Below are 21,564 nucleotides of genomic sequence, written 5' to 3'. Positions count from 1 at the left end.
ATTATAAAATAGACAACATAACAAAATCTTCCATTTCCGGAAGATTTTGTTTGTTTTTACAATAGATATTGGAATCAAACTGAATGTTTCTGAAATCATTATCGGGATAATAGGTCTGCACGAAATTGATGAAAAAAATAATAAGGCAGAGTCTGGGAACAATCTTATTTTTCAGAGAATTAATTTTTGATTTCATATGCTTCATTTGCTAGTGTCTTTAAAGAGAGTTAATAGCTGTGGGTTATTTTATTCTGAAATAATAGGTGTTGTTTGAAATAGCTTGTGATAAGCTTTTATAGGTATTTTTATAGTTTTTTTATAAAAAAAAATAAATATGTATGTGGTATATTTAAAAAAAAATTAAATTTGTTGAAACAAAGTATTATGAGAAGAAGATATCTACCGTTTTATTTATTTTTTTTAATTGTTTCTAATTTTTTATACTCACAAATACACGAACCCAGAAAGATCATTAAAAGTGTAAGAACTGAACAATCCAGAAGGGCGGGTGTTTTTATTGATGTAAATGCTCCAAGTTATACTGAAACCAGCTATACCATAGAAAAACTGGTGAAAGATGTCCTGATTTCATCAGGAACCAATACTTGTGTAACTCCCAATGTGACCAACGTAAAGATTACCCCTAATCATGCTGTGGGAGACGCTAACAGATCATGGGGATATTTTAACAAAGCCACGACCAATTTCCCGTTTAAAGATGGTATTATTCTTTCTACAGGATATGCCAATAAAGCAGGGAATAACTTCCAGGATTATCTTAGTGATACCAATGGAGGAGGTACTGATTCCGACTTAGCTCAGGCTACGGGTGCAACAGGAACACTAACTGATGCTGTACTTTTGGAATTTGATTTCGTACCTACTACTTCTCAAATAAAGTTTAATTATATTCTGGCATCTCAGGAATATACTTCTACTTTTCCATGTAACTATGCGGATGCTTTTGCTATATTGCTTAGACCTACATCCGGAGGTCCTTACACCAATATGGCTGTACTTCCCAATGGAGCAGGTCCTGTAAGCATTACCAATATTCGTCCGGCAATTCCCGGTGGAGGAGGTTGTGCTGCTGTCAATGAACAGTATTTTGCAGGATATAACACAGCCCATATTGAAACAAACTTTAATGGAAGAACAATTCCCCTTACGGCTACAGCTACAGTAACCCCAGGGCAGGAATATCACTTTAAAATGGTAATTGCCGATTACGGGCCTTATGGAGCTGACCACTCATATGATTCTGCTGTATTCCTTGAAGGAGGTTCTTTTAATATTGGAGTAGAGCTGTTAGATCCAAGTGGAGCTACACTGCCTTCTGATATCAATGTCTGCGATAATGTACCACAGGTGATTACAGCTTCTGTAAGTGATCCTAATTTACTATATCAGTGGTATCTGAATGGAGTAGCAATTCCTAATGCGACCAGTAATACCATTACTGCCACACAACCGGGAAGTTATACTATTGAGGTAAGCGTTCCTGGAAATCCATGTCCCGGAAAGGCATCTATTCAAATTCACGGTGGAACTACCCCACAGGCTCAGGATGCAACATTGCTCCTTTGTACTACCCCGGATATTACCACCTTTGATTTAAGTACCATCATGCCTTCAATCAGTCCAACACCGGGTGCTGTATTCAAATTTTATGTTGATCAGGCAGATGCTATTGCCCAAAACGGTAATAATATCCAGAATATATTGAATTATAATGGTACAGATGGTCAGATTTTATATGTAGTGGTTTCAAACGGAGGTTTCTGTAGTAAAATGATAGAATTGAAATTGCTAAAAGAAGTAACCCCTACGGCAAAATTAAAATCATCCAAGATAAAAATATGTCCGGGAGAATCTGTGACGCTTTCTGCTGAAGGAGGAACAACTTATTTCTGGGATAATTTCCCGGGTACCGGAAGTACACAGACGGTTACATTGCACCAGACTACTGTTTTTACAGTATATGCAATAGGACCAAAAGGATGTAGATCACTGAATCCTGCCACCATAAGAATAGAGGTTACCCCGGAAATTACAACCCCTTTGCATGATGTTGAAATGTGTGTGGGTGACAAAGTGACCCTGGATGCAGGAGCAGGCCCTAATTATAAATACCTTTGGAGCACAGGCGCTACGACACGGAAGATTGAAGTAGACCAGTGGGGGATTTATACCGTAGAAATTGATAACGGAATCTGTAAAAAGGTATTCTCTGTTAAAGTGATGGGAGCTGCTACGCCTTATGTTACAGCAATCAACTATGATGGGGCCAAAAAAACTATGGTGGTAACAGCGGAAAATCCTCCAATGAACAATACACCAAGCAAGCTGGAATATTCTATAGATAACGGAATTACATGGCAGGAATCTAATACCTTTACCGGGCTTTTAGATAATACTACCTATACTATTCTGGTAAGAAGAGTAGGAACTCATTGTGTGGGTACTTTAGATTTCTTTACCTTAAAGATCAATAATATCATTACTCCGAATCAGGATGGGATCAATGATGTACTGGATCTTAAAGCGCTTGGAGAATTTAAAAACTTTACAGGTTCTATTTATGACAGATATGGTGTGGAAGTATTCAGGTTCTCAAAAGAAAACCCTGTATGGGATGGAACTGTTGTAGGAAAGAGACTTCCAACGGCTACCTATTGGTATAAGTTTAATTTTGAATACCCTAAGTCAAAAGCTCAGATGAATTCATCAGGATGGATTATGCTGAAAAACAGGGAATAAAAAATAAAAGATAAACAACAAAAAAGCCTTTCAGTACATCTGAAAGGCTTTTTTGTTGTAATCAAAATAGATTAGACAGACTTTTTTGTTTTATACCTGAACTAAAAAATTAATGGAATATAAAACAGTGAGTATGCGCTATTGATTTTCTTTCCAAAGCTTGGTGAAGCTTATAAAGTCTGAGACACTGAGCTCTTCCGCTCTTTTGTCTAAGAATTCGTGGGTTTTCAATGCTTCAGGTATATTCAAAACTTTTAATGCATTCGAAAGCTTTTTCCTCCTCTGGTTGAATCCTGCTTTTACAATCTGCTTAAATAAGATCTCATTACCGCTTAAACCTTCCTTCGGATTTCTCGTAAGCCTGATTACCCCGGATTTTACTTTCGGTGGTGGATTGAAAACATTCTCATGAACTGTAAACAGATACGTTACATCATAATAGGCCTGAATAAGAACGGAAAGAATACCGTAATCTTTAGTTCTGGGTACAGCCGCTGTTCTTTCGGCAACTTCTTTTTGGAACATCCCTACCATTTCAGGGACCAGTCCATAATAATCTACGATCTTGAATAATATCTGTGAAGAAATATTATAAGGGAAATTTCCAATGATAGCAATCTGCTCATCTTTGATAAAATTGAAGTCCTGTTTCAGAAAATCTCCTACAAAAGTATTTTCTGTAATACTGGAATAGTTCTTTTTTAGGTATTCAATAGATTCCGTGTCTATTTCTGCGAGATAAATATTCTGATCTTTTTCTAGAAGATACTTGGTAAGAACTCCCATTCCGGGACCTACTTCCATAATGTTGGTATAGTTCTCAAAACTAAGACCTTCTACTATTTTTCTTGCGATGTTTTCATCTGTCAGAAAGTGCTGACCAAGATGTTTTTTTGCTTTTACACTCAAAGTTTTTTATGATTTTATTAACAGTGATTTTCTCTTTTTCGTCCCAAATTTCGGAAGATTTTTTCTATTTTAGCCAAAAATTTTAATATTAATGGCTAAATCTGTAGATGATTTTAATAAGAAAAGGCTTCGGTCCAGCAATATTACAGTAGTGATAAGTATTGCCTTAGTGTTATTTTTGTTAGGCTTAATGGGGCTTATTCTGATTAATGCCCAGAAGTATTCTGACTATATCAAAGAACAATTGGTAGTGAATGCCTACTTTGATCAAAACTATGATGCTAAAGATTCTGTAAAGATTGCGAAACTGGAGGAAGAAACTTTAAAAAAGGTACAGACCTTAGCTCCTGTAAAAAAAGCTACCTATATCTCAAGAAGTATGGCTGCAAAAGAAGCCAAGAAAAGTATGGGTATCGATAGTGACGCATTGTTTGAAGAAAACATTTTCCCTTCATCTATCGAAATTGCGTTAAAACCTGAATATGTAGATCCTGCAAAAATTGATGAAGCCATTAAGGCAATCAAATCTGTGCCTGGTATTGTAGATGTTAAAAATGATAGTACATTGATGGTGGATGTTTACAATAACCTGAGCAGAATCTTAAAGTGGATCTTAGGATTTTCAGTTCTGTTCCTGGTGTTAGCTGTTGTATTGATCAACAATTCGATTCGTCTGAAAATATTTTCCAAGAGATTTATCATTAAGACCATGCAGCTGGTGGGGGCCAAAAGAAGATTTATTCTTAAGCCATTCATTATTGAGGCTATTGTCTTAGGAGCTATTGGTGCTCTGATTGGTCTTTTAGCTTTATTTGGAGTTTGGTATTACTTTACCAACCAGATTGGATCAGCATTTGTACAGGATAATCAACAGTATGTATGGCTTGTGCTACTGGTATTCGGAGTAGGAATTTTTATTACTGTCCTAAGTACCATTATTGCAACCTGGAGATTCTTAAGATCAAACGTTGACGACTTATATTACTCTTAACAATGAGCAAAAAAACAAATAAATTTTCCGCTACGGAGTTCGGCCGAGAAGTGGAAGTACCACAGGAAAACTCCTTTTATTTCGGACAGCAGAACTTCAAATGGATGTTGATAGGTCTTGCATTTATCGTAGGTGGTTTTCTACTGATGATGGGCCCGGATGCTAATACAGTAGACGGTAAACTTGACCCCAACTCATGGAACGATGGCATTTTTTCTATTAGAAGGATCAGGATAGCACCTCTGTTTGTAGTCATTGGTTTTGCAATAGAAGTATATGCTATTTTAAAAAGAAAATAGAAATAATTTATATTTAGAGATTAAGAGATTTAGGAATTTAGAATCATGTATTCTAAGCTTCAGAATCTCTTAATCTTTTAATTTTTTGAAAGAATATGGATTTAATTAACGCAATTATTATTGCTATTGTAGAAGGGCTTACGGAATATCTTCCTATTTCTTCTACCGCACACATGGGATTCACCGCAAACCTGATGGGGCTTCCTGAAGATGAATTTTTGAAGATGTTTCAGGTATCTATTCAGTTTGGAGCTATTTTATCTGTAGTAGTGGCTTACTGGAAAAAGTTTTTTGATTTAAAAAATATTCAGTTTTACTTTAAGCTGGGTTTTGCCGTAGTACCTGCATTGGTTTTAGGGTATTTATTTGATGATAAAATTGAGGCCATTCTTGGAAATCAGATTGCTATCTCTTCAGTATTGGTACTGGGAGGTGTTATTTTACTGTTTGCGGATAAATGGTTTAAGAATCCTAAAATTGATGACGAAAAAGGAATTACCATAAGAAATGCAGTGACCATTGGATTCTGGCAATGTCTTGCGATGATGCCGGGAACAAGCCGTAGTGCAGCTTCTATTATTGGAGGAATGGCTCAGGGGCTTACAAGAAAAGCAGCGGCTGAATTCTCTTTCTTCCTTGCGGTTCCTACGATGCTGGCAGTAACAGTATATTCTGTGTTTGTGAAAACATGGGGAAAAGAAACCGGAAATCCACAGAAAGGATACGAAATGATTATGGCTTCACAGGATCACATCATGATCTTTATTGTAGGGAATGTAGTGGCATTTATTGTAGCTCTTATTGCAATTAAGGCATTCATTGGAGTGCTGAACAAATATGGTTTCAAACCTTGGGGTTGGTACCGTATTTTTGTAGGTGTAGCCTTGTTGATTTATTTTTATTTCTTTAAATAAACAAAACATTCATTCATTATTAATTGCTTAGTCGCTACCATTCATGACCGCTGAAGAACTGAAATCAGGATATACCTTTTTATTAGACAAACCCTTGGACTGGACGTCTTTCCAGGCTGTCAATAAAATGAAATATAAACTTAAACGTGAGTTTGACCTTCCCAAGAAATTTAAAATTGGGCATGCCGGAACATTAGATCCCAGAGCAACAGGACTTCTTATCGTATGCTGTGGAAAATTCACAAAGAATATTCCCGAAATCCAGGATGCCCCAAAAGAATACTGGACAGAAATTAAAATTGGGGTACAGACAGAGTCTTATGATACCGAGAAGCCGGAGATTCTTCAGCAGGATATCTCGGCTGTCTCAGAAGAACTGGTAAAAGAGGCACTGGAAAAATTTGTAGGGGAAATTGAGCAGAAGCCGCCCGTTTATTCTGCCATAAAGATTGATGGTCAAAGAGCTTATAATCTTGCCAGAGCAGGAGAGGAAGTTGAAATGAAATCCAGAAAAACAACCATTCATTACATCAAAGATATCAAGATTGAGTTTCCTTTGGTTAGTTTTATGGTAGGTTGTTCAAAAGGCACCTATATCAGAAGCTTGGCTCATGATATAGGACAGGAGCTTGGAGTAGGAGCCTACCTGACCCAGTTGAGACGTACTAAGATCGGTGATTATAAAATTGAAGATGCTACAGATCAGTTTTTGAACAATGACTTTCGATTTGAAGGAATGTAAAGAAAGAATAGATAAGGTATACTTATTTCAGTGGGCAATAAAAATGATAACGGTTACGGGATAGATTAATGGAAAAAACACGTATTAATAAATATTTATCAGAAGTTGGGTTCTGTTCGAGAAGAGCCGCGGATAAACTTTTGGAAGAAGGAAGAATAACCATTAATGGTAAAATTCCTGAACTGGGAACGAAGGTTTCAGATGAAGATGTAGTGGAAGTAGATGGAAAGCCTATCAGAGAACAGGAGGATAAGCCGGTATATATTGCTTTCAACAAGCCGGTAGGTATTGTCTGCACGACAGACACCAAACGTGAAAAAAATAATATTGTAGATTATATCAATTATCCTAAAAGGATTTTCCCTATCGGAAGATTGGATAAACCCAGTGAAGGGCTTATTCTTTTAACCAGCGATGGTGATATCGTCAATAAAATCCTCAGAGCGAGAAACAACCACGAAAAAGAATACATTGTTCGCGTAGATAAGCCTATCAACCCAAGGTTTCTGGAGAAAATGAGAAATGGGGTTCCTATTTTAGATACGGTGACCAAAAAATGTGAAGTGGAGAAAATTGATGATATGAACTTTAGGATTGTTCTTACACAGGGGCTGAACAGACAGATCCGAAGAATGTGTGAATATCTCGGTTATGAGGTGAAAAAGCTGAAAAGGATCCGTATCATGAACATTAAACTGGATCTCCCTATCGGAAAATGGAGAGATTTGACTGATGAAGAACTTAATACTCTAAATACTTTATTGGTAGATTCTAATAAAACGATCGACTAAGATCTATACGTCTATCTTAGCAGTTCCAATTTCTTTTTTTGATCTTCTTCCTACATTACTTACAAAGTTTTGTAGCATACCTATATTTTATTGTATACAAAAACACCTGAGTTTATGGGTGAACTCTTGTTGTTTAATGATTTTCACATAGTAGTTTTGTTAAGTCTTATAGATTTCTACATCCTATAAGGTTGTGGGTTATAAGATTATTTTTTATTCCGGAATCTCAGGTTATTTAATTGTTTTTCACTTAGTGGTGTAATATATTTTACTTTTCATTGAAAATGTATTATATTTATAATACTAATAACTATAACCTGAAAATCATGAAATTACAATTTAATGTAGCTATTTTATTTGTTATTTTGATAACACTCACTAATTGTCACAATGATCATCACAGCCCGGATCTTCCCCATGATTCTTTGTTTTATATTGACTACAGAAGTTTACAGGGATTGCCTGATGGGATTGCTGTCATTGAACTAGATCCTGAAGCCCCCAATTTTGGAAACATCAGTAACAAGCTTGAATTGGGAGTGGGTGTACTGCCTCATCACATTTATTATAATCATACTGAACAAAAAATGTTTACCACTGCTTTGGGAGGCAGCTATCTTTATCAGATAAAAACCGGAAGAGATCAAAAAGGGCAGCCCCAATTAATTAATGCGACACCTATTGATACAGGTGAAAATACGGTAGGTGAAAATCTGTTTTTTACCAATGACGGAAGATATTTTATGACCTTTATGGGAGGGACAGGAGGCCCCAAAGATGGTAGTATAGGAGTTTTTAACGCTGATAACAATAAGCTGATCAAAACTATTAAAGCACCTATTCAAGACAATCCGAATCAATTTATAATGTATCCCCATGGGATCTCCATTAATGAAGAAAAAGGATTAATGATGGTAACGTCAACCATTCACCCGGATCTTAGTACCGGAATGGGTAATACGTGTACTTTGCTGGATCTCAATACCTATGAATTAAAGGAAACCTATCAGGTTGCAGACTCCCCAACAGATATGTCCAGTCCTGTTGAGGTTTTATTACTACGCGGAAAATTTCCACAATATGCTCTTGCGACCACCATGCTTGGAGGTGACATCTGGATCGCTCCATATAATACTGTAACCAAAAAATATGATGCTTTTACTAAAGTGTTTGAAGGAAGTACCCAAGGATTAGGCTGGGCGCTCGAAATGTATATTGATGATACAAACAAACTCTATGTAAGCTTTGCAGATCCCGGAAAAGTACTTGTCTTCGATTTAAGCAATCTTCCTCAGCTAAAACTGCTGAAAACTTTTACTGCGGATAAAGGAGCACATCATATGGCTTTCTTCAAAACCAAATCAGGAAAAGAAGTGGTAGCCGTACAGAATAATTTACTAAATATTCCCAACTTAAATTCCGGCACCATTAGTATAATTGATATCAACACCGGAAAAAACTTAGGGACTGTCAACTTACGTACCCGATACGGCATATTACCGGAATCCATTGAGGGAACCAATGGCCCAAGCAATTATATGCATCATTAAAATTGAGAATAGTGTTTTATATTAAAAATTATCCCAAAATATAGATCTTTTTGGGATAGTTTTTACCGGAGATCAAGTGATCTCCCAAAATCATAAGTAGTTGAAATTTAATTTTTCCAGGCTTATGTTTATTATTTTACGTATAATTTCATTCTTTCCTCATATTCAGGCTTTAATTTCAGAAACTTCCATATTTTTTTATCATCAGGATAGGTAATGCGGTAGAAGATGATTTTGTCTGCTGAATATTTAAAGTAAGGGTGATTCTTAAGCCAGTCTTCGGGAGCTTCTGCTAAAGAATATTTGGGAACAGCAGAGACATCCAGCGGACATAGGGAAACCAGCTTCTGAACCAGTTCCTTATCAATATTGTAGGTGTCTAGAATCTGTTGCTTATTCATGAAACCGCCCAGCTTTTTTCTAAATCCAATGATGGATCCTGCACTTCTTTCATCCAATCCAAATTCCAAAAGCTGTTTAAAGGTTATCGCGTTGAGGTTCGTTTTTGTGAAATCCGTCTGTTCCTGTTGCTTTATCCTCTCTTTTATCTGGATATAAGGCTTTAATTCCTGAAATTTTTCGGCAGAAATTACAAAACACTTTTGAAGATCTTCTGCTGTTTTAAAACCTTCTTCCAGATTCCGTTTTCGATAGTTAACAATAACATTGGCTTGTTTTTCAGAAAATCCCATTGCCATCCAACCCTCTGTATCCAGGGTGTTGGGATCAAAGGGGTGATACGATATTTTAGATTTTAGAACGGTATTTCTATGTAGATTCTTAAGATTTTCAGGAGTTTTTGCCGGTAATAAGAGATAGGGATCTAGTTGAGTATAGTTTTCGGCAGAAATGATAAAACATTCTTTAAACTTCTCTTTGCTGATAAAGCTGCCTCCCAGATAATTTTTATATTTTAAAATAGCTTCGGCCTGTTTTTCACTGAATCCTATTTGTACCCAATCATTGGCAGAAAGCTTATCAGGGTTCAATTTTCCGGAAATAACCATTGCTTTCTTTCCAAAACGATTACTATTTTGAGGATTGCTTTTTTCGTTTGTTTCAGGTAGTAATATGAAGGATTTTAGTTCACTGAATTTCTCTTCAGAAATAGCATAGCATTTTTCCAACTGATCTTTCGAAACAAATTGGCCTCCCACTATATCTTTGTATTTAAGAATGGTGGATACCTGTTTTTCTGTGAATCCCAGCTGTTGCCATTGTTCTTTACTTAATGTATTGGGATCAAAATCAGATAAACTGACGGGAGCAGAAGACTCCATCATAAATTTCACTTCGGGAAAAGATTTCTTTTCCCTGCTGGTGTATTTCTGGTAGGCGAATAGGATGGTCAACAGCAAAACCATAAACGCCAGTTTCCGATAATAGCTTTTTCTCATCATAAGGTAAACCTATTGATAAAAATAAGACCAGGCAATGGCTGGCTATTAAATGAACTATTTTACCATACAAATTCCTTTTAATAGCTTTTAAAATGCATATAAAACCCTTAAAATTAGAATTATTTAAAGGTTCATCAGAAGTATAACAACGAAAAAAATCTGTGGAAATACTTTTATGAGGATAAGGATTATTCAGAATCTCTTTCTCCCAAAGACTCTTTCAGCTTGATAAGTTCAGCTTTTACAAATTCAAGTCTGTCAATAAGCGTAATGGTTTCGGAAATTTTGCTGTTGGTGGTTAAAGCAACACGTGCACCGTCAAGGGTATAGCCCTTTTCTTTTACCAAATGGTAGATCATCTGGAGGTTCTTGATATCTTCAGGAGTGAAATAACGGTTACCTTTTCTATTCTTTTTAGGTTTGATGATAGGGAATTCCTGTTCCCAATAACGTATTAATGAAGTGTTTACATCGAATGCTTTTGCAACTTCTCCTATAGAATAATACAGTTTGTCAGGTAAATTTATTTTCATTTTACAACTCCTAAACCTCAAAGATAAAAATTTTTTAAAGTTGTATCCAAATATATATTTAAAGTGCTGGAATACTTTCCCCTTATATGAAACTATACACATGAAGTTACGAAGGTAAATAGCTTCCTTTATTCCAGTTGTTATGAGGGCAAAAAGTAAAGAAACAGATGTGCATTATTCATAAAAATACAGAGGATGGGACAGAAGTATTTGGCTTAATTTGATTTTATTATAGAGTAGGATAGTATTGTATGTTTTTCATTATCAGTAGTTTTCTGTTGATAGAGTATCTGTGTAGTATATCCTTTTTTTTAATAATTAATATTCTTAATTAGATTTAGGAAAAATCTGATGTAAAAAATTTTAGGAATAAATAATCTGTTATCATTTTTTGAATTTCTATAATAAATACAAAGTATAATGTTATGAAAATAAAATTTTTATTATTATGCCTGTTAGTACATGCCATTTTTTTTGGGCAGATCGGTAAAGTAGGTATTAATACAGTAACTCCTACCAGAAATCTGGATATCAACGGAAATGTTAGAATACGTTCACTTGCTGATAAAAAGGACAGTACAAATGTATATGACAGGGTTTTGGTAGGGAATAGTCAGGGAGATGTAGATTTTGTGCCCATAACAAAATTTGATGTTGAAACTCCAACAATTAAGACGATAAAATTTGTTGTAAAAAAAGTGGCAATTCCCAGTACTTATAGTTACCTCACTGAAGCTGTGGATATAGGAAATATATCAGTCAGATATAGAAATAATCCATCTTGTTTTGGAATTAACTGTGAAAGGAGAATCGGAGGAAAACTGGAATTCAAATTTTTTAATGCATCAGGTACAGGAAGTGTTTGGACTGGCAGTTCCATGCTGGTTAGGAGATCCAATTTTTTGAGTAGTGATGATACTATTCAGCCAACAGATCAAAGCGGGGAATTCAGAACAAGGTTTTATGCAGGAACCATAAAAGGAGTACCTTTTGGTGATACTACTTCTCCATATACAGTTCTTGAACTTGAATATAATCCGGAAACAAGAGACACGGGTAGTACGATTTTATCACTGAATTCCACAGGTGATGTATATAGAATATCGATAATGTTTAATGGCACTTTACCGGCAGATGCGGTAAATAATATTGCTGCATTACCCAGACAGGCAACTGTATTTATTGAGCGTTTGACAGATGATTAAAACATCAATATACACCTACTTATTTATTGATACTTAGCAGAAAATTATGACTCTACCCAGGTGTCTTGTGAATACAGAAACGTTGAATACTATAGTGTATGATGGTAAAGAGGATTGTTTCTGAAACAATTCAGTCATTAAATCCAGAAAAATGATTGTAAAAATCGATATTGATTAAAAATTATCCTCTTGATTACTTCCATTAAGATGCGATTTATTCATAATATCGTGAAAAAACTTCGATCAATTAGTTTTTTATGTAATTTAGTGATACACAAAAAACTACAGTTAAATGAAACATTATTTCTTTATTTTTATACTGTTGATCCCCTTTTCAGGATTTTCACAGTGGACAAGAACTGAGCTGAGATCTCAGAAAGTAAAAAAATCTCAGGAAAAACTGGAGTTTGCCGCTCTGTATCTGTTAGATACTGCTAAGCTTAGACAAACTTTACAAAAAGCACCTGACCGTTTTTCAAATGAAAAAGGAGTTGTTATTTCACTTCCTGCTGCTAATGGAAAATTAGAAAGATTTCAGGTTTGGGAATTTTCCAATATGGCTCCGGAATTACAAGCAAAGTTTCCGGATATTAAATCGTATGTAGGAACAGGGATAGAAGACCCTTCCGTATATCTGAGGTTCAGCCTTTCTCCGGTAGGATTCTCATCCATGATTACACGATCCGGAATATCAGAATTTATTGAACCTTATACGGAAGACAGAACAGTGTATGCTGTATTTGATTCCAATGCAAGAAGAGGGCAGGATAAAGAACTTTTCGAATGTTCTACCGTAGATGATATGAAGAGGAATTCTGTTGAAAAAAAAAACGGTGTTGCGAATAAAAAAACAGCAGGTTTCAATGTTTTCAGAATGGCACTTACCTGTACAGGAGAATATGCACAGTATCATTTGACAGCTGCAGGAACTCCGGCGACGGCAACAGATGTCCAGAAAAAAGCGGTGATTATCGCTGCTATGAATGCGAGTTTAACCAGAATGAATGGCGTTTTTGAAAAAGATTTGTCATTACATTTTAATCTGATTGCGAATAATGATGCTATTGTATTTCTGGATCCGTTAACAGATCCATTTGATGAAACGGATGCAGATGATACTAATGACTATGATAATGCAGGTGCATATTATGCCATATCTGCTCGTATTCCCGCTGAAGACTATGATATGGGACATTTGGTTGACAAAAGAAATGCAAATGGTGTAGCCTCATTAGGTGTGATATGTGAAGATATAAAAGCAGCAGGCTATACTTCGTGCAATTTCCCAGAAGGTGATACTTTCGATATAGATTATGTTGCTCACGAAATGGGACATCAGTTAGGTGCCGGACACACATATACTTCCCATACAGGCCAGGCGGACCAAAAAGTAGAACCCGCCAGTGGCACCACTATTATGGCTTATACAGGAATCATAGGAGGAAACTTAGATGTTCAATTTAATTCCAACGATTATTATCATATCAATAGTATTAATCAAATAAAAAGTGTTGTAAATGCAGCTACTTGTGGTATAAATACACCATTTACAAATCCGACACCTTCAGTAACACTTGGTGGAAATTATACTATCCCGAAGTCAACGCCATTTGTTTTAAAAGGAACAACAACCGATGCTAATACAGCATCCTATACCTACACAGTAGAGCAAACGGATCAGGCAGCTACTGCAGAAATGTCAGCCAATTCCTATGCTTTTCCTACAAAGCCTTCGGGCCCCACTTTCAGATCAAAGACACCAATCAGTACTCCAGCAAGATATTTTCCTGATTTTAATACTGTATTGTCCGGTGTGTTAACGACCCGATGGGAATCTGTTTCCAGTGTGGCAAGACCTCTTAACTTTAATATGTCGGTAAGAGATAATAATCCTCTGCAGCCCCAGATAGGACAAGCTGTATCTACGGTTACTGTATCTGGAGCTTCTGGTCCTTTTCAGGTGACTGCTCCAACATTTGGACAATCATTATCTTCAGGAGGAGCTTTTGCTGTAACCTGGGATATTGCTGGTACAAACGCAGCACCGGTTAATACAGCCAATGTAAATATTAAATTATCAACAGATGGAGGGCAGACCTTTACTACGATTGTTGCTAATACCCCTAATGATGGTAGTGAGGGAGTGACAATACCCGCAGGTTCTACCTCAGCCAATGCTTATATTATGATAGAAGCGGTAGGTAATGTCTATTATGCAATGACTCCAAGTTTTGTCATCGATTATACTGTGACTGGTGAAAATTGTACAACTTATACTTATAGTGGTACTCCGGTAGCAATTACAGATGGACCTGGCGGGGCCAATATTTCATCACCTATTGTAAAAGCTCCTTTAATGGTTAGCAACAATGGAACAATTACTAAAATTAAAGTCACTCCAACTGTTACTCATCCAAACATAAGACATCTTTCTATTGGAATTGAAAGCCCGATAGGAACTTCTGCTCTTATCTGGAACCGTAGCTGTGCGAATAACTCAGGGATTACTGCTACATTCAGTGATGCAGGGGCCAATGTTGTTTGTGCTTCACCAGTTCAAGGAGAGAATAAATCATATGAATCTTTAGCTATTTTTAAAGGACATAAAGCCCAGGGAACATGGAAGTTGTTTGCTTCAGATAATAATCCGGGTAGTGTAGGCAGTATCACGGGCTGGTCTCTTCAGGTATGTACTCAGGAAACCCAAAATTTAGGAACCAAAGAACTAACGCCTTCTTTAGGTGATGATATTAAAATTTATCCTAATCCTAGTGATGGGCATTTCTTTGTGAAGTCCAGAAACTTAAAAGGAGAAGTGAAAGTAAATATGTTTGACTCAAGCGGAAGATTGATTTATTCTTCAGCTTATCAGAGTGGGGGAGATCAAACTAAAGAGTTTAATGTGAATGTGCCTAAAGGAGTGTATGTTATAAGCATCAATTCTTCAAAAGGGACATACAATAGCAAACTGGTCATAAAATAACAGACTATTGAATGTAAAGAGAAGAAGGATCGGTTATACCGGTCCTTTTTTATTTGAAATTTGCGGCTTATCTTTATTTATACTACTTTTATCAATATTCAATCCGTTTTCTTTTATAAATAGCAGGTGATGAATTCGATTTCAGTTCTTCATATTGATCTTTTTCAAGCTGGCAGAAATGCTTCAGACTTTTATTTTAATACCATGAAAAATCATCTGGTTGTAGGGCATCGGCATATCGAAAAACCACACAGGCATGATTTTTATGCAGCGGTTCTTTTTACCGGAGGAACAGGGTTTCATGAAATTGATTTTCAAAAATATGAAGTTTCTGAAGGCAGTCTCTTTTTTCTGTCTCCCGGGCAGATTCATAGCTGGGAGCTTTCTGCAGATATTGAAGGATATATTTTCTTTTGTTCCCAGGAGTTTTATGAAATGCACTATGTGAATCAGAAGCTGAGAAATTTTCCATTTTTCGGATCAGTCTCTTTTCCAAGAAAACTTCAGCTGGATATCCTGGAACTCAAACAAAATATACAATTATTCCAGGAGCTGGAAAAAGAATACCAGGAGAAGAATATTATGAAAGAAGGATTGATGCTTTCATTGATGTCTCAGATCTTTATCAATGCCACACGATTATTTTCAAAAGATTTTGACAGAGTGGATTCCTCGGCGGGGCTTTCCTATTTTAAGCATTATCAGGATTTCGAAAATTTAATTGAAGAACACTTTCCCGATGAAAAATCGATTGCTTATTACGCTTCTTTATTAGGTATTTCGCCCAAGCACCTCAATAGAATTGCCCAGACTGTTGTTCAGAAAACAGCTACAGACGTCATCACAGAAAGAGTAGTATTGGAAGCCAAAAGAATGCTGATGTATCTTGATGAAAGCCTTGTTGAAGTTGCTTTCAGATTGGGATATGAAGAATATTCCTACTTTGTAAGAGTATTCCGGAAAAATTCCGGAATGACCCCTACTCAGTTTATTAAGGAATACAAGGTGTAAATTGTATCATATAAAGTTGCTGGTGACGCTCCATCTTCATATTACCGTCTCTCATCAGTCACCTGCAACCTATAACACCAGCTTAAATGGTCCTTCAAAAGTAGTTTCAAATGAATCTACCATTTTTCCTTTTTCATCAAAAACTCCAATGACCATATTTTGTTTTGAAAACTTAATATCTTCTTCAGGGAAGGTGATATTGATGTTTCCTTTAAGGATTTGATCTCCTTTTAAAATGATTTTTTCAGATCCGAAATAAGTGATTTCTGCATGCGCAGGCGTTATGACTTTAATTGTCAATACTTTTTTATCATTAGACTTATTCAGAAGGGTATAAATAAAAGTATTGGTGATTTTACCGTCTTTAATAAAGAACGTAGATCCTGCCGGTTTGATGAACTTGGCTTCCATGGATCCTCTGTCGTACATTAAAAACCCAAGGAATCCAATGAGTAAAGCCAGAAAAACGGTGGTCGCTTTCATTCTTGAAGTGAATGTAAACTTTTCCCTGTTCTCAATCTCTGCTTCTGTAGCATAACGAACCAGTCCTCTAGGCATTCCTACTTTGTCCATTACTTCATCACAGGCATCAATACATGCTGTACAGTTGACACATTCAAGTTGCTGGCCATTTCTGATATCAATTCCTGTAGGGCAAACCACTACACATTGGTTACAGTCAATACAGTCTCCTTTTCCGGCAGCTTTTCGGTCTTCATTATTTCTCCATTTTGAGCGGCCTTCTCCTCTTTTAAAATCATAATATACATTAATAGTCTGCTTATCAATTAAAACCCCCTGGAGTCTTCCGTACGGACAAACCAGTGTGCAAACCTGCTCACGAAGCCATGCAAAAACAAAGTAAAAGGTCATCGTGAAAAAGATCATAGCCGTAAATTTGAGTGAGTTTTCAGCCGGACCTTCACTCATAATACGGAAAACCTCTTCATACCCTACGATATACATGAACATAAAGTGAGAAATAGCCAGCGATATGAAAAGAAATACCGACCATTTTGTCAGCCTTTTTCTTATTTTTTCAGTGTCCCACTCCTGTCTGTCGAGCTTCATCTGCTTATTTCGGTCACCTTCAATCCAGTATTCAATTTTACGGAAAATCATTTCCATAAAAAGAGTTTGGGGACACAGCCAGCCACAGAATATTCTTCCGAAAACCACTGTGAAGAGCATGACAAAAATAACCGACGTTACAGCTCCTAAAGCAAGAATAAAAAAGTCCTGAAGATAAAAAGACTGTCCGAAAATGAAGAATCTCCCGTCAATAACATTAATAAGCAGAAAAGGATTGTTATTGATTTTTACAAAAGGCAACCCAAAAAACAAAGCAAGCAAAACGTAGCTGGTGTAATTCCGGTAATTGGTATATTTTCCTTTGGGCTTTCTCGGGAAGATCCATTTTCTTTTTCCCGTTTCATCCATTGTTCCTACTGAATTTCTAAAATCTTCATTTTCGATTTCTAAAGATTTGATATTGTTGGACTCTGCACTCATTATCGTATGCTATAAAAGTATTAAGGTAATATTGTATCGTAAAATCAATTTTGTTTTTAGGACATTTTTTTGTGAAAAAAGTTATTGATCCTACTACTGCAAAGCTCCGAATTATATCTTCCCACTACTAATATGATCTACTTCAAAAATAGGACAATTGGGACATTTTTATTTGAGTGTTATATTAGATCAAAATGATAAAATAACTTTGAATCCTATTATTCAAATTGTAAATTGCAGTTTTAAAAATGAAGTATGAAGAATATCTGTAAAATAGGAATGATTGGTTTGGTTTTCGCATTGATAAATTGTCAATCAGTAAATTATAGTAAAATGTTTTATGAAGGAGTAAAACCTGAAAAGGTTTCAGATAAGTTTAGTTTTACGGAAGGACCGTCGGCAGATCATAAAGGAAATGTTTATTTTACAGATCAGCCTAATGATAAAATTTACTATTGGGACTGGAAAAGCAATCAGGTTATAGAGTTTTTGGATAAAACCGGAAGAGCAAACGGAACCCACTTTGATAAAGACGGCTATCTGATTACCTGTTCTGATGATCACGGAGAGATCTGGAAAATATCAAAAGATAAAAAAGTAGAGGTTATTCTGAAAGGATTTGAAGGAAAAAGATTGAACGGACCCAATGACGTATGGAATGATGCTTTAGGGGGAATGTATTTTACAGACCCTTTGTATGAAAGGGATTACTGGACTGACTTTAAGCAGGAAATAGCACATAAAAGTCTTTACTACAGAAATAAAGAAGGTAAAACAGTCAAGCTGGAAACTTTTACACAGCCCAATGGTATTGTAGGAAGTGAGAAATTAAAGAAATTATACCTCTCGGATATTGATGCCGGAAAAACCTATGTTTATGATATTCTTGGAGAAGGGAAGCTGTCAGAAAGAAAGCTTTTTTGTGAAATGGGTTCAGATGGAATGACTTTGGACAAACACGGAAATCTTTATTTAACAGGAGATGGAGTACATATTTTTAACCGGGACGGTAAGAAAATTTACCATATTTCCATTCCTGAAAAATGGACATCCAATGTAACATTTGGAGGAGAAAATAATGATGTTTTATTTATTACTGCTTCAACTGCTGTTTATACTTTCCCGATGAGAGTGAAAGGAATAAAGTAGTTTTACCCATACTGTTTTTACCATAAAAGTCACTGAAGTATTTATTTCTAAACACTTCAGTGACTTTTATGGATTGAAAATTAATTAATAAGATACGGTTCTTAATAACAGTATACTGAATCTTAATAAGCAACCTCCATTTTCACTTTTTTCCCTTTCAGTTTTTCATTCTGAAGTTTTTTCAGGGTAGCACCTACTTTATTTCTGGAAACAGCAACATAGGATGTGGTATCTTTTACCTCAATCAATCCGATGTCTTCTTTTTGGAGTTCCCCTTTTTTTATAAGATAGCCCACTACATCTACTTTATTGACTTTATCTTTTTTTCCGGCACTGATATAAATGGTTTGAAATGGTGTTTTCGCCGGAACTTTAGTAAAGCCTGCTACACTTTCTTCAGGTGTGTTATTTTTGATGAATGGGAAATTCTCATCTTCAGTCATGATAAGGTAAGCAAAACCTTTGGCATTCATTCTGGCGGTACGTCCGTTTCTGTGAATAAAAGCATCCTCTTTTGGAGGCAGCTGGTAATGTACAATAGATTCCACTTCAGGAACATCAAGTCCGCGGGAAGCCAGATCAGTCGTAATAAGAATTCTTGCAGAGTCATTTCTGAATTTCAGTAAAGCACGCTCTCTTTCATCCTGTTCCATGCCGCCGTGGAAGGTTTCCCTGTCGATACCTTTTTCTCTTAAAAGCTCAGAAATTCTGTCAACAGCTTCACGGTGATTACAGAAGATCAATGTTCTTTTATTGCCGATCTTGCAAATTAAATTGAATAAAGTATCTAACTTTTCCTCAGAAATAGTCATCACTTTTCGTAATTGGATATCCGGCTTTACTTCACTTAATTTTAAAAAATCAATGGTCTTTTCATTCTTTAAGCCTGTAAACTTGGGAATTTCATCCATTGCTGTAGCTGAAGTCAGAATTCTTTGTGAAAGACCTTTTAATGAACCGGAAATAAATTCCATATCCTCATGAAATCCTAGTTCTAAGGCTTTATCAAATTCATCCAGTACTAAAGTCTGAATCGTTCTCGGATCGAAATTGTTATTTCTTATATGGTAAGCAACCCTTCCCGGAGTTCCGATTAAAACAGCAGGTGCTTCAATTAAATTATTGACCTCAATTTTTTTATCATGTCCACCATAACATACAGAAACTTTGAAATCTGTTCCCATTGCTTTGAAAACCTGTTCGATCTGTAATGCCAGTTCTCTTGCAGGAACTAATAGTAAAGCCTGAACACCCTGCACATCTTTTTTCAGGTTTCTAAGAACCGGAAATAAAAAAGCAAGGGTTTTTCCTGAACCGGTAGGAGAGAGCAGGACGATATCGGTATTGTTTTCAGAGGCAGTGTATGTAGATTTCTGCATTTGATTCATTTCCTGAATCTGCAGTTTTTGATAAATTGATTCTAATTCCATGGTGCAAAGGTAAGAAATTAGGCGGTAGGTTGCAGCAAGGGATAGAGAAGTGAGTGTAGTGGTAAGCTGCCCCAATCTTAAAGTCCAGTATAATGATTCTCACTCTTATTTAATCCTGCTGAGTATTTCTTTTCCTCGTATTAAGGTCACCTTGTAAGAATCCTCAGGGTTGGACACCGATTTATTATAGTATTCTTTTGCTGTTTTATGATCTCCTTGTATGAGATTGATATACCCATACATTTCATAAATGAAATTTTTAAGTTTGGGATCCGGATTTTCTTTTTCGGATAAATATTTAAAAATTTTTTCTGCTGATTTAAGATTGGGATCGTGATATTGCTGTATTTCATATCCTTTTGGAAAACTGAACCAATAGTCCCACATTCCACCATGAGTATGCTCATTCCATGAATATTTTACAAGCTGCAAAGCAACCTCTAATAAGGCTGAATCTAAGTTTTTGTTCTGAGGAAGCTGTTTGTTGCTTTCTGCAAGATAATGATCAATGGTTGAATCTGTGCCTTTGGTTTTCATCTCCTGCAGGATAGATTCTTTTACATATAATGAATGATTCTTTGAAAAGCTTTCATAAGCAAAAGAAGCCGGAAAGTGGTCGCCCAGGTTTTCAATACGATATCCTTTTTTCAGTTCAGCTTTTAGATCAATTGTATATACATTATTATAATCGTGGAAAAGATAAACATAGATAATTCCTCTTTTTAGATCGCAGATCGTAGAGTATAAGGTTGGCAGATCCCCTTCCTGATGGGTTTTGTTTAAAATATTCTTAAAAAAATCCACATTGACAGTCTTTGAGGCAGAAAGTTCTTCGTTTACAATTTCCGGTCTTCTGCACGATAATTTCCCATTGATGCTATTGCAGTTGGCATTAACCTGAAACTCACCCTTTTTTTCAATAATACCTTCAGGATTGATCAAAACAGAATTTCCTTCTTTGTCGGCTAATAAAACTTGGGAGGGAGAGTTGTAGTCATACTTTTTGATAATAGCTATTGCTTCTTTTACGTTTTTACATTTTCCTAAAACGTCCCACATCAGAAAACCTTTGTAAAGGTTGAGCTGTTTCAATTTGCTGAGATCATAGTTGGCTGCAGCAAAATCAAAAAACAATCCATATTCATTCATCGCCGAAGCTACCTGCATATCAGGGCCTCCAAAACAAACAGATCCATACCTGTCTTTTGTGGAGGGGTTATACCATATCCTTGTAAACGGCGTAGTGTCATCTTCATTAGCTGCAGCAAACACTTCCCCTCCTCTAGAGCATGAGAAAATAGTACAGGCTCTTACGGAATTGATAGTACAGAGCAGTATGCCGATGGTGATAAGAAGGATTTTTTTCATGATTTATTTCTTTAGTA

At 36.0% G+C, this 21,564-nt stretch carries 18 protein-coding genes; 11 read left to right on the top strand and 7 right to left on the bottom strand.

The window, feature by feature from the left end:
- Nucleotide 1: 1 nt before the first annotated feature.
- Entirely contained in the window at nucleotides 2-196 is a 195-nt protein-coding gene (locus JML65_RS01650) for a hypothetical protein (protein WP_202269707.1), read from the bottom strand.
- A gap of 188 nt (nucleotides 197-384) precedes the next feature.
- On the opposite strand from JML65_RS01650, the gene JML65_RS01645 reads away from it, so the two are divergent.
- Nucleotides 385-2,760, top strand: a complete 2,376-nt coding sequence (locus tag JML65_RS01645; protein WP_047485669.1) for a T9SS C-terminal target domain-containing protein — start codon at nucleotides 385-387, stop codon at nucleotides 2,758-2,760.
- Between the two features lie 138 nt (nucleotides 2,761-2,898).
- On the opposite strand, the gene rsmA is transcribed toward JML65_RS01645, so the two are convergent.
- A complete protein-coding gene (rsmA, locus tag JML65_RS01640; protein ID WP_047485667.1) occupies nucleotides 2,899-3,669 on the bottom strand; it encodes a 16S rRNA (adenine(1518)-N(6)/adenine(1519)-N(6))-dimethyltransferase RsmA in 771 nt (256 codons plus the stop codon).
- A 91-nt stretch (nucleotides 3,670-3,760) separates the two neighbouring features.
- Between rsmA and JML65_RS01635 the strand changes: the two genes are divergently transcribed.
- From JML65_RS01635 to JML65_RS01610, 6 genes are all read left to right on the top strand, one after another.
- On the top strand, nucleotides 3,761-4,660 hold the full coding sequence (locus JML65_RS01635; protein ID WP_115917293.1) for a cell division protein FtsX: 900 nt from the start codon (nucleotides 3,761-3,763) through the stop codon (nucleotides 4,658-4,660).
- 2 nt (nucleotides 4,661-4,662) lie between these two features.
- Nucleotides 4,663-4,959, top strand: coding sequence for a DUF3098 domain-containing protein (locus JML65_RS01630; protein WP_174772348.1), 297 nt, complete (start codon nucleotides 4,663-4,665; stop codon nucleotides 4,957-4,959).
- Between the two features lie 95 nt (nucleotides 4,960-5,054).
- Nucleotides 5,055-5,873: an undecaprenyl-diphosphate phosphatase gene (locus JML65_RS01625; protein ID WP_047485661.1), complete on the top strand. Its 819-nt coding sequence runs from the start codon at nucleotides 5,055-5,057 to the stop codon at nucleotides 5,871-5,873.
- A gap of 43 nt (nucleotides 5,874-5,916) precedes the next feature.
- Nucleotides 5,917-6,615 (top strand): tRNA pseudouridine(55) synthase TruB, encoded by a 699-nt coding sequence (truB, locus tag JML65_RS01620; protein WP_084086102.1) that lies wholly within the window; start codon nucleotides 5,917-5,919, stop codon nucleotides 6,613-6,615.
- 68 nt (nucleotides 6,616-6,683) lie between these two features.
- Entirely contained in the window at nucleotides 6,684-7,406 is a 723-nt protein-coding gene (rluF, locus tag JML65_RS01615; RefSeq protein WP_047485656.1) for a 23S rRNA pseudouridine(2604) synthase RluF, read from the top strand.
- 326 nt (nucleotides 7,407-7,732) lie between these two features.
- The gene (locus JML65_RS01610) at nucleotides 7,733-8,956 is read left to right on the top strand and encodes a YncE family protein (RefSeq protein WP_202269706.1); all 1,224 of its coding nucleotides are present in this window, start codon (nucleotides 7,733-7,735) and stop codon (nucleotides 8,954-8,956) included.
- Between the two features lie 131 nt (nucleotides 8,957-9,087).
- On the opposite strand, the gene JML65_RS01605 is transcribed toward JML65_RS01610, so the two are convergent.
- Nucleotides 9,088-10,356 carry a helix-hairpin-helix domain-containing protein gene (locus tag JML65_RS01605; protein ID WP_202269705.1) on the bottom strand — a complete coding sequence of 423 codons (1,269 nt, stop codon included), beginning with the start codon at nucleotides 10,354-10,356 and terminating at the stop codon, nucleotides 9,088-9,090.
- A 188-nt stretch (nucleotides 10,357-10,544) separates the two neighbouring features.
- The gene (locus tag JML65_RS01600) at nucleotides 10,545-10,889 is read right to left on the bottom strand and encodes a MerR family transcriptional regulator (protein ID WP_047485652.1); all 345 of its coding nucleotides are present in this window, start codon (nucleotides 10,887-10,889) and stop codon (nucleotides 10,545-10,547) included.
- 425 nt (nucleotides 10,890-11,314) lie between these two features.
- On the opposite strand from JML65_RS01600, the gene JML65_RS01595 reads away from it, so the two are divergent.
- From JML65_RS01595 to JML65_RS01585, 3 genes are all read left to right on the top strand, one after another.
- A complete protein-coding gene (locus tag JML65_RS01595; protein ID WP_202269704.1) occupies nucleotides 11,315-12,094 on the top strand; it encodes a hypothetical protein in 780 nt (259 codons plus the stop codon).
- A gap of 292 nt (nucleotides 12,095-12,386) precedes the next feature.
- Nucleotides 12,387-15,077 (top strand): reprolysin-like metallopeptidase, encoded by a 2,691-nt coding sequence (locus tag JML65_RS01590; RefSeq protein WP_202269703.1) that lies wholly within the window; start codon nucleotides 12,387-12,389, stop codon nucleotides 15,075-15,077.
- 129 nt (nucleotides 15,078-15,206) lie between these two features.
- Nucleotides 15,207-16,088 (top strand): AraC family transcriptional regulator, encoded by an 882-nt coding sequence (locus JML65_RS01585; protein WP_202269702.1) that lies wholly within the window; start codon nucleotides 15,207-15,209, stop codon nucleotides 16,086-16,088.
- Nucleotides 16,089-16,157: 69 nt separating this feature from the next.
- Here the strand turns inward: JML65_RS01585 and ccoG are convergent, their stop codons facing one another.
- Nucleotides 16,158-17,600, bottom strand: a complete 1,443-nt coding sequence (ccoG, locus tag JML65_RS01580) for a cytochrome c oxidase accessory protein CcoG (RefSeq protein WP_052188495.1) — start codon at nucleotides 17,598-17,600, stop codon at nucleotides 16,158-16,160.
- 255 nt (nucleotides 17,601-17,855) lie between these two features.
- Here ccoG and JML65_RS01575 point away from each other — a divergent pair, with 255 nt between their 5' ends.
- Nucleotides 17,856-18,749 (top strand): SMP-30/gluconolactonase/LRE family protein, encoded by an 894-nt coding sequence (locus JML65_RS01575; RefSeq protein WP_202269701.1) that lies wholly within the window; start codon nucleotides 17,856-17,858, stop codon nucleotides 18,747-18,749.
- Nucleotides 18,750-18,871: 122 nt separating this feature from the next.
- Here the strand turns inward: JML65_RS01575 and JML65_RS01570 are convergent, their stop codons facing one another.
- Together JML65_RS01570 and JML65_RS01565 are read right to left on the bottom strand one after the other, a co-directional pair.
- On the bottom strand, nucleotides 18,872-20,179 hold the full coding sequence (locus JML65_RS01570; RefSeq protein ID WP_047485641.1) for a DEAD/DEAH box helicase: 1,308 nt from the start codon (nucleotides 20,177-20,179) through the stop codon (nucleotides 18,872-18,874).
- Between the two features lie 105 nt (nucleotides 20,180-20,284).
- Nucleotides 20,285-21,547: a carcinine hydrolase/isopenicillin-N N-acyltransferase family protein gene (locus JML65_RS01565; protein ID WP_202269700.1), complete on the bottom strand. Its 1,263-nt coding sequence runs from the start codon at nucleotides 21,545-21,547 to the stop codon at nucleotides 20,285-20,287.
- Between the last annotated feature and the right edge of the window lie 17 nt (nucleotides 21,548-21,564).

Origin of the sequence: Chryseobacterium sp. KMC2 (assembly GCF_016756935.1) — a bacterium.
GTDB classification, from domain to species: Bacteria; Bacteroidota; Bacteroidia; order Flavobacteriales; family Weeksellaceae; genus Chryseobacterium; species Chryseobacterium rhizosphaerae.
The sequence above is the reverse complement of the archived record's forward strand: the minus strand, read 5'-3'. Positions and strand labels throughout refer to the sequence as shown.